At 60.7% G+C, this 15364-nt stretch carries 9 protein-coding genes; 4 read left to right on the forward strand and 5 right to left on the reverse strand.

What is annotated here, in order from left to right; all coding sequences use genetic code 11:
* The first annotated feature begins 151 nt into the window (after positions 1-151).
* Positions 152-6463, forward strand: coding sequence for a hypothetical protein (locus tag J7447_RS14465; RefSeq protein ID WP_209170027.1), 6312 nt, complete (start codon positions 152-154; stop codon positions 6461-6463).
* 49 nt (positions 6464-6512) lie between these two features.
* A complete protein-coding gene (locus tag J7447_RS14470; protein WP_209170028.1) occupies positions 6513-8486 on the forward strand; it encodes a tetratricopeptide repeat protein in 1974 nt (657 codons plus the stop codon).
* Between the two features lie 31 nt (positions 8487-8517).
* On the opposite strand, the gene J7447_RS14475 is transcribed toward J7447_RS14470, so the two are convergent.
* From J7447_RS14475 to J7447_RS14495, 5 genes are read right to left on the reverse strand one after another with little or no spacing between them, the layout of a single operon-like run.
* Positions 8518-9636: a DegT/DnrJ/EryC1/StrS family aminotransferase gene (locus tag J7447_RS14475; RefSeq protein WP_209170029.1), complete on the reverse strand. Its 1119-nt coding sequence runs from the start codon at positions 9634-9636 to the stop codon at positions 8518-8520.
* Positions 9633-10550 (reverse strand): Gfo/Idh/MocA family oxidoreductase, encoded by a 918-nt coding sequence (locus J7447_RS14480; RefSeq protein WP_209170030.1) that lies wholly within the window; start codon positions 10548-10550, stop codon positions 9633-9635. Before J7447_RS14480 ends, J7447_RS14475 begins: the two co-directional genes overlap by 4 nt.
* The gene (locus J7447_RS14485; protein ID WP_209170031.1) at positions 10547-11857 is read right to left on the reverse strand and encodes a glycosyltransferase; all 1311 of its coding nucleotides are present in this window, start codon (positions 11855-11857) and stop codon (positions 10547-10549) included. The genes J7447_RS14480 and J7447_RS14485 overlap by 4 nt, the downstream gene beginning before the upstream one ends.
* Complete coding sequence (locus J7447_RS14490) at positions 11847-12689, reverse strand: 3-keto-5-aminohexanoate cleavage protein (RefSeq protein ID WP_209170032.1); 843 nt, start codon at positions 12687-12689, stop codon at positions 11847-11849. The genes J7447_RS14485 and J7447_RS14490 overlap by 11 nt, the downstream gene beginning before the upstream one ends.
* Positions 12686-13084, reverse strand: coding sequence for an acyltransferase (locus J7447_RS14495; protein WP_205838374.1), 399 nt, complete (start codon positions 13082-13084; stop codon positions 12686-12688). Before J7447_RS14495 ends, J7447_RS14490 begins: the two co-directional genes overlap by 4 nt.
* A gap of 343 nt (positions 13085-13427) precedes the next feature.
* On the opposite strand from J7447_RS14495, the gene J7447_RS14500 reads away from it, so the two are divergent.
* Together J7447_RS14500 and J7447_RS14505 are read left to right on the forward strand one after the other, a co-directional pair.
* Positions 13428-14141 carry a class I SAM-dependent methyltransferase gene (locus J7447_RS14500; protein WP_209170033.1) on the forward strand — a complete coding sequence of 238 codons (714 nt, stop codon included), beginning with the start codon at positions 13428-13430 and terminating at the stop codon, positions 14139-14141.
* 136 nt (positions 14142-14277) lie between these two features.
* Complete coding sequence (locus J7447_RS14505; RefSeq protein ID WP_023003168.1) at positions 14278-15354, forward strand: hypothetical protein; 1077 nt, start codon at positions 14278-14280, stop codon at positions 15352-15354.
* Positions 15355-15364: the final 10 nt, after the last annotated feature.

A 15364-nucleotide genomic window follows, 5' to 3' on the forward strand; every position in this document is an offset into this window, starting at 1 on the left:
GCCTGGGGACAGCGGCAGATTTTGTCCGACACGACCAACAGCCGGCATCCATTCAACAGGAGAAATCAGCGTTTTTCGCAAAAACAGGCACTGGCACGGAAGTTGCTGAGCAGCCTTCGGCCCGCTATGGGGCTTTCTGGAACCTCCTTAAGTGACGACAATCAACGCCACGCCCAGCGCGGCAACCTTCTACGTCTCACCTGCAAGCTCGTCGGTGTCTCCGGCCACGGAGGAGCCATCTTCCGATACAACTTCCGGACAAACGACGACGGGATCTGGAACCAGCACCCTCACCTCGTCCCAGACGCTCGCCAGTTACGATGCGATCACCTACCAGGAAGTCAGCACCGACGACGCGGACCATATCCGCGCGCTGACCACTACCCAGATCCGGCAACTGACGGCGGAGGACCTTGCCGGTTTTTCCGCGAGCGAGTTGCAGGCACTGACGGCACCCCAGATCGCCGCCCTTTCGGCCACCCAGATCCAGGATCTTTCGGGAACACAGATCGAGGCGTTTTCGCCCGGTCAGGTCAAGAGCTTTGCGACATCCGTCCTCGCCGGGTTTTCCGACAGCCAGTTTTCGCATTTCGGCTATGACGATATTTCCGCACTGACCAGCCTGCAGGTGAAGGCGCTTTCACCCGCGAGAGTGGCGGGCCTGAGCCTGGAACAGTTTTCCGGCATGGCCAGCACCCAGCTTGGCATGCTGAGCGTGTCGCAATTCCGCAATCTGACCGTGGACCAGGTTGCGGCAATGACGGCGGAACAATCCGGCCAGCTGACGACCACCCATATGGGCAGCCTGACGATGCCGCAGGTGAAGGCGATCAGCGTCGACACGCTGCTGTCGCTCGCCAGCACCCAGTTCCGCGCCCTCAGCAGCCAGAGCATCGCCGCACTGACGACGACCCAGTTCAGCGCCCTGACCGCCACCCATATCGGCACGCTGTCGACCACCCAGGTGAAAGGGCTGACGCTGCCGGAAATATCCGCGCTGACGTCCTCCCAGCTTGCCGGGCTCACGGCCCAGCAGGTCTCCGTGCTGTCGACCAGGCAGGTTCAGTCCTTCTCCGAGGACCAGATCCAGACCTTCAGCCCCGGGCAGATCAGGTTTTTTTCCGGAACCTCCATCGGCGCCATGACGACCACGCAGATCGGTGCGCTGACGGCTCCCCAGATCGCAAATTTCAGCAAGGCCCAGATCCAGGGCCTTACCCAGACCCAGACGCGTTACCTGAACGAGACCCAGCTCGGCGCGCTGAACTTCTCACAGATCGGTCAATTGACCCGGACGGCGGTGGCTGCCCTCGGGGCTCAGCAGGTCGCCTCCCTGACTGCGGACCAATTCGCGTCTTTTTCGGCAACGCAGATCACCTCGCTCAACAACGAGGTCATTTCCGGCCTCAGCGAGACACGCATCGCCAGTCTGACCACCACACAATTCCAGGGACTGACCGCCGGCGACCTGTCGCTGTTTTCCGAAGACCAGTTCAAGGCGCTGACAGAGACCCAACTGACCTCGATCACCGCGACCCAGGGCAAGGCGCTGAAAGAAACCCAGATCGCGCTTCTTACCGGCACACGCCTGAGCGCCCTGTCCAGTTTCGTGATCGCAGGGTTCAACGAGACCCAGTTCGACGCCCTGTCGACCGACCAGATCGGCGCCTTGAGCGTCAACCAGGTGCGCGGCATCGGCACCACAATGATCGCCGCACTGGATGAAACCCAGATCGGCGCACTCGGCTCGCTGCAGGTCCGCTCGCTGACCGCTCCCCAGATGCGGGCCTTTTCCGCCGGACAGCTCCGAACTTTCAGCACCGAGCAGATCGGCTCGATGGGCTATGCACAGGCGCTAGCCCTGAATGGCACGACAATCCGCCAGCTCAGCAGCGACCAGATCGCCGCCTTCAACAGCACAGCCATCAAGGGCTTTTCCACCACCACGATTGCCGCGCTCGGACCGGAGCAGATGGAAGCGCTGTCGAGCAGCTTCCTGTCGAACCTGTCGACCAGCCAGTTGCGGAGCCTGACCGAAACCGCCTTCGCAAGCCTGAGTGCCGAGCAGTTTACGGCGCTCGGCAACACGCAACTTGCCGATCTCGCCCCGGCGCAGATCCGCGGTTTGAGTGAAAGCCATATCGCGGCCCTGACGCCAGACAGGCTGGAAAGCCTGACTGCCACTGCCCTGTCGGGCCTGACCGCCTCCCAGATCGGGTTTTTCTCGACGAGCCAGCTCAGCCAGCTTGCCCCGACCCAGATTGCCGGTCTCTCGGGCCAGGCAATCGCCGCCCTTGGAACGGACCAGCTTGCAGCGCTGTCGATAACGCAAGTGGCGGCTCTCACCGGCGCACAGGTGAAAAGCCTGACCGCATCGGCGGTTTCATCGCTGTCGTCCGATCAGTTCCAGGCGTTGTCCACCACCCAGATTGCAGCCCTTGCCGGCAACACCGCCGGCCTGACGGATGCTCAGGTTTCCGCCCTGCAGGGCGAGCGCCTGAACGCCCTTTCGGCAGCCGGCATTTCGTCCCTCGGCTCCGGCCAGATCGCTGCTCTGACACCGGACCAGATTGCGGCGCTGAGCAACACACAGGTTTCAGCTCTTTCCAACACCGCCGTCGGCCAGTTGAGTACGGCGCAATTCGACGCCTTCACGACAACGCAGATCACATCCCTTGTCGCCAATCAGGCCAAGGGCCTGACCCGGGACCAGATTGCCTCCCTGTCGACAACACAGGTGGCAAGCCTTGCACCTGCCGCACTAGGCGCCCTCGACGGCACCCAGACCGAAGTGCTGTCTTCGACCCAGGCGGCCGCGCTGTCTGCCAAACAGATCGGCTCGCTGTCGACGTCCGGGCTTGCCGGCCTGAACAGCGACGTTATTGCAGGGCTTGAGAAAACCCAGATTGCCGGACTGACAGCCACCCAGACCGCATCTCTCGGTGCAACCCAGATCGCCGCATTGTCCGCAGACCAGCTGGCCCAGTTCAGCTCCGTGCAATTGCGTGCCCTGACCCAGACACAAATGGCGGCGGTGACGGCGACCAAACTCGGATCTCTGTCGAACGCGCAATTTGGCGAACTGACGGCAGCCGCGATCGGTGGCCTGCGTGAAGAGACCATCGCCGCCCTGACGACGACACAACTCGGCTCCCTGACAACAACACAGATGAAAGGCCTGACCGACGATCAGGTCGATGCGCTGTCGCCCGAGCAGATCCTGGCGCTGAGCGACAAGCAGATCGGCGCATTGTCTGCAACAGGTCTTGCAGGTCTTTCCGCCTCCGACGTGTCGGGCCTGACAACAGCCCAGTTGAACGGCCTGACCGGAGTTCAGTTGAAGGCCTTGAACGCAACCCAGTTCGAAGCGCTGGTGCCGGATCAGATCGCGGCGCTGACAGCAACCCAGATCGCCAGTTTCAACGCGGCGCAGGTGACCCGCCTGACAACGGCACAGGTGGAAGCGCTGACCACCACCCAAACCGCAGCCCTTTCGGCCACCGGGATCAAGGGCCTGACCCGAACCGCAATTGCAACCTTGAGCGATGCCCAGCTGGCCGCCTTGACCGGCACGACGATGGCGGGCCTCGCCACCACGCAGATCCAGTCTTTCAGCACCGGTCAGATATCCGCCCTGTCGGCAACACAGGTGAAAAGCCTCGGCGCCGGAACGATCGGCGCGCTCAAGGCCACTCAGGCAGCCGCCCTCACCAACGAGCAGCTTGCGGCCCTGAGCACCACACAAATTGCGGGCCTGGGTGATGAAGCCCTTGAAGCCTTTTCGAGTGAGCAGATGGCGGCGCTGTCACGGTCGCAGATCAGCAGTCTGAGCACCGCGGCGCTGACCGGACTAACCACCACACAGACCGCCTCCCTCTCCACATCACAGATCAGCGCGCTCACGAGAACGCAGATCGGATCGCTGTCGGCTGATCAGATCGGCGCTTTCACAACCAGCCAGATTGCCGGGCTGACGACCACCCAGGTCAGCGCCATTTCCGGAGACGCTGCTGCAGGCCTGAGCCCGGCTACCACCGCCTCCCTGTCGACAACACAATTGAACGCGCTTTCAGCCGCAGCCTGGAAAGGCCTTGCTCCGGCAGCAGTTTCCGCACTCTCGACCAGCCAGATATCCAGCCTCGCTGCAATCACCATCGGCCTTCTGAACGGCGATCAGGTCGGAGCGCTATCGACCACGCAGATCGAGAGCCTGTCGAAAACGCAGATGCAGCGGCTTTCCGCCGAAGGTCTCGGCGCCATGAGTGCCGGGCAACTGGGTGCTCTTACCGACAAGCAGATCTCCGGCCTGTCTTCGAAGGCCCTTGCCGGTTTGACCCCGACCCAGGCAGACCAGCTTGGCCCAGACAAACTGCTGTCGCTGACCTCCGAGCAGATATCAGGGCTCTCCACGAGCGTCATTTCAAGCCTGGCGCCGGGCACGATCGCCAGCCTCAGCACACATCAGGTAAAGGCCCTCACGACAAGGCAGACAGGTGCCCTGACAACTGAGCAGGCCGCCGCCCTCACCGGCAATCAGATCGCGGCCATGTCGACAGCCGGTATCGGCGGACTTTCGTCCACGGTCCTCTCGAGCCTTTCGCAGGAACAGATCTCCCGGTTCGATCCGGATCAGGTCGCCGCGCTTGCTCCCGGCGCCCTGGCAGGAAGCGGCACTGCCGTGCTTTCCAGATTGTCCGGGGAGCAGTTTTCCGCATTGACCGCCGGTCAGCTCGCAGCTCTCAAACCAGCGCAGATCGCGTCCCTTGAAAGCGGAACGATAGCCGGACTGGCAACGACACAGATTGCGGGGCTGTCGGCAGCGCAAGTCGGCGCGCTCACCCAGGATCAGATCGGAGCGCTTGGCACACGTCAGGTTGCGGCGCTGACACCTTCCGGCCTGTCCGGTCTGGGGGCCGATCAATTCTCCTGGCTGTCAGCCGGCCAGCTCGCCATGTTCAGCGGAAAGCATGTTGCCGGGCTTTCGACAACCACGATTGCCGCACTCGATGCAACGAGCCTTGCAGCTTTCTCCGGCGGACAATGGGCGAGCATGACCGCCACCCAGGCTGCAGCGTTGACGGCAACGCAGATCGGCACACTGACGCCACTGCGGGTCTCTCAATTGTCGCTGATCGAGATGGGTGGCCTTTCCAGCTCGGCAGCCGGTGCCCTGTCCGCCCCTCAACTGGCCGCGCTGACAACAGGACAGATTTCAGCCCTGTCCCAAAATGCTGTTTCCGGCCTGAGTGCGGCACAAATCAGTGCACTGTCGGAAGACCAACTCACAGCTCTGACGACCAGCCAGATCGAGGGATTGTCCGGAGCAGCGCTTGCCGGGCTTTCCCCAACGACGCTTGCCACCTTCACAGATCCGCAATTCGGCGCACTGTCGGCCACCGCGCTCAGCGGACTGAGCACCGGCCAGATCGCCTCCCTTTCCAGCACACGCATTGGCCTTTTGACGCCAGCCGCAGCCGGCGGCCTGACCGGGGCACAGGTCGCCTCCCTGACCACCGACCAGTTGGCCGCGCTCAAGCCCGCACAGATTACGGCCCTTTCGGCCAGCGGCATCAAGGGACTGACGGCAGCGCAGCTCTCCCAGTTCAACTCAGGTCAGCTTGGCGCCCTCGGTTCGACCGGACTGGAGGCCCTGACCGCCACCGCCATTGCCGGCCTCACGCTGTCGCAACTGAGCTCGCTCTCTACTTCGCAGATGGAATATCTGTCGGCGTCGGCGATCTCCGGTCTGAGCGCGGACCAGATCGGTGGTCTGGCGACAGCACAGCTTCTCGCTCTTGCCAGAGAGGCGGTCTCCGGCCTGACGGCAACCCAGATTGGCGCCTTGTCTGCAGACCAGTTCACCGCCTTCACCTCGACCATGATCGGTGCGCTTTTGCCGTCGACGATTGCGGGGCTTTCGGAAAACCAGATCGAAGCGCTGACCCTGACCCAGATCAGCGGCTTGAGCGCTGCGCAGGTCGGATCCATTTCCACTAGCGCGCTGGCCGGTCTTTCTCCGGATGAAATCGCCGAAATGAGCGCGTCACAACTTGCCGGTCTCGTGCGTGTGCAGTTGCGCGCCCTGTCAAACGCGCAATTCACGGCTTTGACCCCATCCCAGATCGCCTCCCTCAGCGCAAACCAGGTTTCCAACCTGACCAGCAGTGAAATCTCGATCCTGTCGTCCACCCAGTTCGGAGCGCTGACCTCGCGCCAGGTCGGGGCGCTGACGGTCACGCAGCTGGGTGCCCTGGCACCGGAACGCATCGGAGCCATGTCTTACGCCCAGCTGTCCGGCCTCACAGGAACCCAGATCCGTTCGCTCAGCGCGCAGGCGATCGCAGCCCTCGGCCCGCAGTCGATCGAAGCGCTCGACGCTGACCAGATCGGACACTTCACAGAGACACAGATCGCGACCATGACACCTGAGCAAATCGCCGCCATGGCTGTAGCGGTCTCCTGATCCTTGCGCCATCATTCCGACTCACCAGACACACCCAGGACCGCCACGAATGGCAAATGAAACCAGCCTGTCGATCGTTGAACTCATCGGCGCGGCCGAGGCCCTGAAAGGCAACGGCTCCTTTGGTGCCGCGGAAGTTCTCTATGGCACCTGGGTGGCACAGAACCCGGATGACCCACTGCTGTATGCAGTGCTTTTCAACCAGTCTGTGCTGTTTTCCGAAACCGGCAAGCTGGCGGCTGCGCGCGAGACCCTGGAGCGCGCGCTGAACCTCAATCCGAGCTTTCATGCGGCCCATATCAACCTCGGTCGTGTTCTGGAACAGCAGGGGGATATCGGCGCGGCGGTTGGCCAGTGGAACACAGTGCTGGAACAGACCCTTGCGGTGACGCCGGCTTCGCTCTCCGTTCGACTGACGGCCCTCAACCAGATCGCCCGCACACTGGAAGCCGCCAACCAGGATGTTCTAGCCGAAAGCATGCTGCGCCAGAGCCTGGAACTCGACCCGCACCAACGGGAAGTCGCGCAGCATTTCATTGCCCTTCGGCAGCGCCAGTGCGAGTGGCCGGTGGTGCAGCCGCTGGAACGGGTAACGCCTTCACAGCAGGTGCGGGCCATGTCGCCCCTTTCGGCCGCGGCCTTCAGCGACGACCCGCTGTTTCAGCTTGGCCTTTGCGCCGACTACAGCCGCCAGGACGTCGGAATACCCTCCGCCCCCATGAAGGCATGGCCAAAGGCCATGGAGCACGACGGCCCGCTGCGGATCGGTTACCTGTCGTCCGATCTTCGCGAACATGCCGTCGGTCACCTGATGGCGGAAGTGTTCGGCCTGCATGAGCGGTCCAAGGTCGAGGTCTTCGCCTATGATTGCGGCCCGACAGCGGATGATCCGCTCAGCCGGAATTTCCGGGAAACCACCGACAACTGGCGCACCATTTCCGGCATCGACGAGGAAGCTGCCGCACGGTTGATCGCCGAAGACGGCATCCAGATCCTGATCGATGTAAACGGCTATACCCGGGAAGGCCGCACGCGGCTGGTCGCACTGCGTCCGGCTCCGGTCATCGTCAACTGGCTCGGTTTTCCGGGCACGACGGCCAGCCCGTTCCATCACTATATCGTCGCCGACGACATCATCATTCCGCAGGACCACGAGATCTATTATTCCGAAGAGGTTCTGCGCCTGCCCTGCTACCAGCCGAACAACCGCAAGCGCGTCGTTTCCGAGCGCATCTGGCAACGCTCCGATTTCGGACTGCCGGAAGATGGCACGGTGTTCTGCTGCTTCAACGGCAGCCACAAGATCACGCGGTTCTGCCTGGACCGCTGGTTCGCCATCCTGAAGAGGGTACCGGGAAGCGTTCTCTGGCTGCTGACCGGCGGAACGGAAACCGACCAGCGTCTCAAGGCTTGTGCCGAAGCGGCAGGCATTGCTCCGGACAGGCTGGTTTTTGCCGGGAAGATGGCCAACCCCGACCATCTGGCACGTTATCCGCTTGCCGACCTCTTCCTCGACACCACACCCTATGGCGCCCATACCACCGCCTCAGATGCCCTCTGGATGGGCGTGCCGGTCCTCACGATTGCCGGAAAATGTTTCGCCGCACGGGTCTGTGCGAGCCTGGTCACCGCCGCTGGTCTTCAGGAGCTCGTCTGTCCGACGCCGGAGGATTACGTGAAGCGCGCAGCAGACCTCGGCAAGGACCGCCAAGCACTGCAGGACCTTCGCCAACGCCTGACCGAGAGCCGGGACGACTGCCTCCTCTTCGACACGCCGCTTCTGGTTTCGAAACTGGAAGATCTTTATGCTGAAATGTGGCAGGCATGCCGCAGCAATACGCTTCCAAAACCCGATCTCAGCGATCTGGACGCCTTGCTCGAAGTTGCCACCGGCATCGACCACGAAACGACAGACATGCTGGCCGTGGACGATTATCCCGCCGCCTGGCGCGATCTTCTCATCGCACGTCACGAGGCAAGGCCATTGTTCAGCCGCCGGTTTCTGGACTTTACAGGGGCCTGACCAACATCAGCCACGGGAACGAGTGGGGTGTTCAGGCTTGGACGAGCGCGCCAAGTCGTTCCACGGTGAGGTTCACCTGTTCATCCGCCAGGCCAGGATGTATGGGCAGACACAGGATCCTTTTTGCCAGCATGGACGCAGTTTCGAGGCGACCGGACCGGCGGCAATGCTGCAGAACCGGCTGGTCGTGCAGCGGAGCGGGATAATGAACTGCCGTTTCTATGCCTGCCTCGCGCAAACCTCTGGCAAGCGCTTCGCGATCCTCCATAACGACGGCATATTGCGAACGGGCACTGCTTGCCATGTCCGGACTGCTGACAAAATCCAAACTACCAGTCTCCCGGAGTGGTTCGAGGAGCCTGTCGTATAGCTCACCGATACTGCGGCGACGATCCAACGCCTTGCTGAAACGGTCGAGCCGCGCCAGCAGGGCAGCGGCGGCGATCGAACTCATCCTGCCGTTCATACCCAGCCGCAGGTGATGGTACTTGCCGCCTTGTCCATGGTCACGGATCTCGCGAAGCGCGCCGGCCATTACTTCATCATTGGTGAAGACCGCTCCGCCGTCCCCTGCCCCGCCGAGCACCTTCGTCGGAAAAAAACTGGTGCATCCGAGCCCCGCCAGATTGCCGCTCCGCCTGTCTTCCAGCCCCGCCCCCAGGCTCTGGGCAGCGTCTTCGATCACTGGAATTCCGTGCCTTGCGGCAATCGAATTGATGGCTTCGAAGTTGGCAGGCAGTCCAAAAAGCGAGACCGCGACGATGGCCTTGGTGCGGCTGGAAATCGCTGTTTCCAGTTCATCCGGGTCAAGCAGGCCGGACGGGTGCAGGACGTCTACCAGAACCGGCTCCGCACCGAGCACAAGAGCGCTTTCCGCTGGCGCGATGAAGGTAAAGTCCGGAACAATGACTTCATCACCCGGCCCTATGCCGAGAGCCATCATGGCCATTTGCAGGGCCGTCGTTCCCGAAGCACAGGCGACTGCAAATCTTGCCCCAGTTATTCCGGCAAGTTTTTGTTCCAGCTCGGCAATTTCCGGACCGCCGACAAAACGCCCATGTGAGAACACCCTGTCGATACCTTCCAGAGCCTTGGCCCGGACAGGTTGCCATTCGGCAACCACATCGGCGAAGGGAACAATCACCTTCACGCCGCACCTTCCGGTAGCTTGGAGGTCTCGAATGCGCATCGTCTGATTGCGTCCGACAGTCGAAGTACAGCGAGCGCCTCTTCAGCTGTCGCCAGTTCAGCCGCGTCACCTGCTCTGCTCATGACAAAAACTTCGGCCTGCCGCGTCAGTGGGTCCGGCCGCCCGTCGGGCGACAATGCAAGAAGGTCGAAACAGCGCGTTTCACCTCCGTCCAGCCTGACGTCAAGGCTGCGCTTCCGTTCGCTGGCTCCATGAACCGCAGCCAGCTCATAGGACCTGTCGCCAAAACCGAGACGGCAGCAGACATGATCCAGGCAGCCAGCCGTCCTGCGGCTCTCCAGCACCGTTATCTCGCAGTCACTTGTTCCCTCGAGTTTCACGATCCAGTCCAGATCATGCACCATCAGGTCGGCGATCACGTCCGGGCCGCCGGCAACGCTTTGCATCCGGGACAGCCGTTGCACACGCACCTTGCCCGAGCGCTTGCGCAAGGCGGCCATCGTGCTTTCGATGGCCGGGTTGAAACGTTCGACCTGCGCGACCGATAGCCTGGCGCCGCCGGTGCGGGCCGCGGCAATCATCGTCTCTATCTCTCCCGGGCACAGGGACAAAGGTTTTTCGACAAGGCAATCGATGCCGCGCGCGAGCAACGGAACGGCAGCCTCGGCATGCCTTTCGACAGGAACCGCAATAACGGCAGCTGCAAACTCGTTGGCGAGACCATCGATCGATCGCGCGAACGGGATCCCGTTTGCAGCAATCTCTTTGCCCTCGTCTTCATCGACGATACCGACAAGAGAAACGCCGGGCATTTTGGACAGGCATTCCATATGGAGCTGGCCCATCTTGCCAAGGCCAACCAGCAGCACGCGCAATGGTTCCTCGGAGACAATTTCGGCAAGATGCAGGGTCACGATTTCGGCTTCCTGAAGGACGCTATCTGCCGGCGGCACCGTTTGAGAACCTGCTTCTCGAACCCCTGCCAGGCCATCCGGACAGCCAATCCTGGAAATCTGTGTCTTTCCAGTTCCCTCTTCAGGCCCTGCACTTCTCTTTCCAGTTCAGCGATCCTCGCCTTGTGCCGCGCATCATTGTTGGCAGCAACTGCCGTATCCCGCTCCAACTGAGCTTTCGCCGCCCTGAGGTCTGCATCGGCCAGGTTTTTACAATGTTCCGCCTGTTCCCTTGCCTTCACCCGCGGTGCAAGCTGACTGACATAGCGCGATGCGGAGGTCAGTCTCTCGCCATCGTGCAGCGTCACGGCAACATCACTCCAGCATTCAATGGTCCTGTAGTAGATTTCCAGCCATCGATCCACGGCTGCTTCCAGGCCGGCATTCGCCCTGATCCACTGTGTCACCGCGCGCGCATCCGATGCGTCGTAACGCTCCAGTTCACGCTCGATCTTGTCCTGATGCAAAAGCTGGTTCTGCAAGGTTCGGATGCCGAAATTCAATCCACGCATGCTTTGCAGATTGGAGGAACTGACAAGCCCGCCAAGTTGACCGTAATCCATGACGACAACGGCACATCCGGATGCCATTGCCTCGATTGCAGCGCGCGCCTTTGCAAAGACAACGTCATAGTCCGCCAGGATGGTCTCCGGGTGCGCGGCGGAGCGGCCGGAGTTCTGTCCAACGATATCGACGCGCTCGATACCCATGCGGGTGCAAGCGTCGCGTATAGCCTTCGGGACCTGAGCCGCAGAATTGCTGAAGACAAGTGCGGACTTCGGCTTGTCCGGAAGGTCCCGCACCTTTCTGAAGCGGTCGAGATCGACAAAATTATGCAGGACCGAGATCTGGTCAGCCGATACGCCCGCACTCGTCAGAAGACGTTCCCGGCACAGGTCATCAACCGCGACATAGTGCAGGATGTTCGGGAAGACCGGTGGCCATTCCTGCCAGGGAATCCAGCCGTGACAGGTATAGGTGACCGGCACTTGCGGAAAACGAAGCGCGGCCGTCATCGTTTCCAGATGATGCTGCCCGTGGATCACATCGGGCACCGCGGACAGGTCCCGCAGGTCGTCAACGACAGGAATGGTCGCCGCTCGGAGACGGTCAGCAACCGGGCCAAGGCTCTGGCTGTAAGCAACCGGGAAGTGCCCGCGCCGCATGAGGGACAGCGCCAGATCCCTGAGATAAAGCTCCGACCCGGCTGGTTGATCCAGCGTGTTGTTCGTCATCAGGATCCGGAGCGGACGACGGTCAGCCTGCATGACGCGTCATCCCGAGCGCTTCGCGAACCTGCGAGGCAGAGGCAAACCGCTTGCCAAGGAGCGTGCAGAGTTCGCTTACCCGGCTAACCAGTTTCTCGTTCGTAGCCGGTCGCGTTCTGTCCGCGTCAAGCCACAGAAAATCCTCCAGACCGGTTCGCACACCGTTTCCGAACAAGAGCCCCAGCGTGTTGGCGGCAAGCTGGCCTTCGCCGATCCCACCTGCACACCAGACGGATTCTGGAGGCAGATCCTGCGTGATCGCCGCCAGATGCAAGGGCGTTACCTGTGCACTGCTGAGATTTCCGAGCAGCACGTTGAAATAGAAGGGAGGCTTCAATATCCCGCGGTCTGCAAGATACCTGGCGTAGTTCACCATGCCCGCATCGAAGACCTCCAGCTCGGGACGAATGCCGCGGTCTTCCATGGTCTTTGCAAGGCGGACAACCATGTCCGGTGCATTGATACTTTCGGTGCGGGCAAAGTTCAGCGAGGACAGCGTGAGGCTGGCCATGTCAGGCCTGAGGTCCCCTGTCAGCAGCAAGGGGTCTGAACGTTGTTCGAACTCCGGGAAGTTCCGACCGCTGAGGGACACGCAGATGATCACATCCGGATGCGTTTCCCGGATACCTGCGATGATCCGCGCGTATATGTCTTTCCGGAATGTTGGCCGGCAATCCTCGTCTCTTGCATGAATGTGCAGGATCGTCGCGCCAAGGTCCGCACACAGGCGGCAGTCGGCGATGATCTCGTCCGGCGACAGCGGCACGGCCGACGACATGGCACGGGTCGGCACCATACCCGTGGGTGCAAGGTTCAGGATCAGGTCCTTCATGGGGATTTCTGAGCTTGCCTGTCCTGTCCGTCGGATCTGACACGAGCCGGATTACCAACCACGAGAGCACCCGGAGGAACGTCCCTGGTTACAACACTGCCGGCACCGACAACTGCATTTGCACCGACACGAACACCTGGAAGAATGCGGCTGCCACCACCGATCTTCGCTCCGCGCTCGATATAGGGATAGACCATCGGTCCGCCTTTCAGCTTGTCGTTGAGCGTGACGACTTGCGGGCCGATGAAGACGTCATCTTCAACAGTAACCCCACGTGTAATATGGCAGCCGGTCTGAATGGAAACGTTATCGCCAATGACACATTCGCAAATATTGCAATGCGACCCGATAGTAGTTCCAGAACCAATGCTTGCATTCTTGTGAATTATCGTCATGGAACCGACACGTGTACCGGGTCCTATTGTGACGTTTTCCTGCACCTCCGTGAGTGAGGCATTGTAAAAAAGCACGTCGGGAAAACGTTCTTCTGGCGTTTCGGATTGGCTCATGTGATTTGACGGGGCTGTTGTTGTTGTTTTTGAAGATCAGGTCTGCGGAACAATGGCATAGCCGTTGACGACGTGAAAGGTCAAAAGCTTTCAAATACGCCTTTGCCGCAGGTGCTGTTTCGCGGTAGTCCACATGCCCGTTCCCGTCCTGTTACGACAGGACAAACACCACGAACCGCGAGACCTGACACCTTCACACGGAACGTGTTGCGGGCAGACAGACAAGGCAATGAAGACAGCATCGGATCAGCAAAAAACAAACGTCCAGCGCCTTGGCGAGAAGATGGCGCTCGACCACGGATTTCTTGGCGTGCCGACCCAGACCTTCGATGAAGGTGGCAGACGTCAATTCGCAGAACTCCTGCGCGAAGGCTTGTCGCCCGAAACGAGCGTGCTGGAAATCGGCTGCGGTTGTCTGCGGACCGCCTACTGGCTGATTCCCTTTCTTGGAGAGCAAAACTACTGCGGTATCGAACCGCACCGCGACAGGGTGCGTTGGGGACTTGATCTGTTGTTTGATGATCAGGTCCTTCGACAAAGACAGCCGCGTTTCGACCACAATGCCGAATTCGACCTGTCCGTGTTCGGTAAAAAGTTCGACATGGTTCTGGCGGGGTCCATCTGGACCCATTGCAGCAAGTCTCATATCCGCACGATGCTGGAGGGTTTTCTCCAGAACTCGAACGAGAATGCGGTTTTCCTCGTTTCCTACCTCCCTGCGAAGTCCCCGGAAGAGGACTACAACGGCACAGCATGGGTCGGCACAAGCCATGTTTCCGATGAACCGGGGATCGTTCGCCACAGCAAGTCCTGGATCGACACCGAGTGCACCAGTCTTGGACTTCGTGTGGATTTTCTCGACAGGAAGGCCTTCGACGGACAACTCTGGCTGCGGGTACAACGGGCATCCAGCATCGGCTTCCCCGGCCGTCTTCAAGACTGAGCCGCTTCACGCCGTCCACGAAACACGCCGCAAGCATGTGGAACCATGACGTTTCGGCAAGCGCGTTGTAATTGTATTTCCAAGAAGACTTGCTAAATAAGAATCACTTTGAAAAAATTTTATCCGGAAGGGGCCCATGGCGGATTTCAGCGCTCAGATTGAAAAGTCGAAAAAGGAAGTTGCCGCCGCGAGGCAGAAGATCGACGAGCTGACCTCGAAGATCGAAACCGCGAAGTCCAAGCTGGACACCGGGCAGGACATTTCCATCGACATCGAGAACGCGTCCCTGGACGATGTTCACAAGCACACCGAGCTCATGGGCGCCAACATCGCCGAGCTCATCATGGGTCTTGACGATGTCACCGCGACCTTCTCCAAGGACTTCGATGCCATGCGCACGAAGACCGGATGGGAAAGCTTCATCGGCATCTTTTCCAAGCAGCGCTCCGACAGCATCCGCCAGGAACGCATGCGCTCCGCCAGCATCGACGACAAGCTGCAGGACCTGATCACCAAGTCCAATGTCATCGGACAGCTGCTGCAGGAGCAGCTCAACACGCTGAACGAACATTCCAAGCGCGTGGAAACCAACCTCAGCGAAACACTGAGCCAGCGCGAACAGACTGTCGGCACGCTGGAGGAAATCAAGGCCAAGCTTGTGGCCATGGATCCGGACGTGATTGCTCTGGAAAACAAGATTTCCGTGGAAACCGATGCCTCCGAGCGCACCAAGCTGGAGAGCCAGCTGGCGGAGATGAATGCCGAATACAACCGCCTGGCCCAGGAAGAGCAGGTCAAGCTGGCCGAGAGCCAGACGCTGGAACGCTACATCGAAAAGGGCAAGACCTGGGTCGACAGCCTTCAGAACCAGGCGGCTACCCAGATGGTGCTGATCAACAAGCTGCAGACGGACACAAAGCAGCGCGTCGTGCTCTACGATGCGCTTGTGAAATCCCTCAAGACGGCCCAGCAGCAGGATATCGCCCACAAGATCAACGAGATCGGCGTGGCCACCGACAAGGAAGCCCAGTCCGCCATGGCCGCCATCGGCTCGGCAACCAACCAGCGCATGGCCGACATGATGGAAGCCCATGAGGACCACATGGTGTTCGCCCGCAAGGTGCTGGAGGAAAAGGCCAAGTCGGACGAGCGTTTCGCGCGCCGGTTCCAGCAGATCGTCGAGAAGCACGACAAGAACACGTACGGGGCCTGAGGGTCTGAAC

This window comes from Labrenzia sp. R5_0, assembly GCF_017743835.1.
Lineage (GTDB): Bacteria > Pseudomonadota > Alphaproteobacteria > Rhizobiales > Stappiaceae > Roseibium > Roseibium algicola.

Bases quoted from the DNA above. Each gene is read 5' to 3' on its own strand.
- J7447_RS14470 (WP_209170028.1), top strand. From the start codon at position 6,513: ATGGCAAATGAAACCAGCCTGTCGATCGTTGAACTCATCGGCGCGGCC.
- J7447_RS14500 (WP_209170033.1), top strand. From the start codon at position 13,428: ATGAAGACAGCATCGGATCAGCAAAAAACAAACGTCCAGCGCCTTGGC.
- J7447_RS14485 (WP_209170031.1), bottom strand. From the start codon at position 11,857: ATGCAGGCTGACCGTCGTCCGCTCCGGATCCTGATGACGAACAACACG.
- J7447_RS14505 (WP_023003168.1), top strand. From the start codon at position 14,278: ATGGCGGATTTCAGCGCTCAGATTGAAAAGTCGAAAAAGGAAGTTGCC.
- J7447_RS14495 (WP_205838374.1), bottom strand. From the start codon at position 13,084: ATGACGATAATTCACAAGAATGCAAGCATTGGTTCTGGAACTACTATC.
- J7447_RS14490 (WP_209170032.1), bottom strand. From the start codon at position 12,689: ATGAAGGACCTGATCCTGAACCTTGCACCCACGGGTATGGTGCCGACC.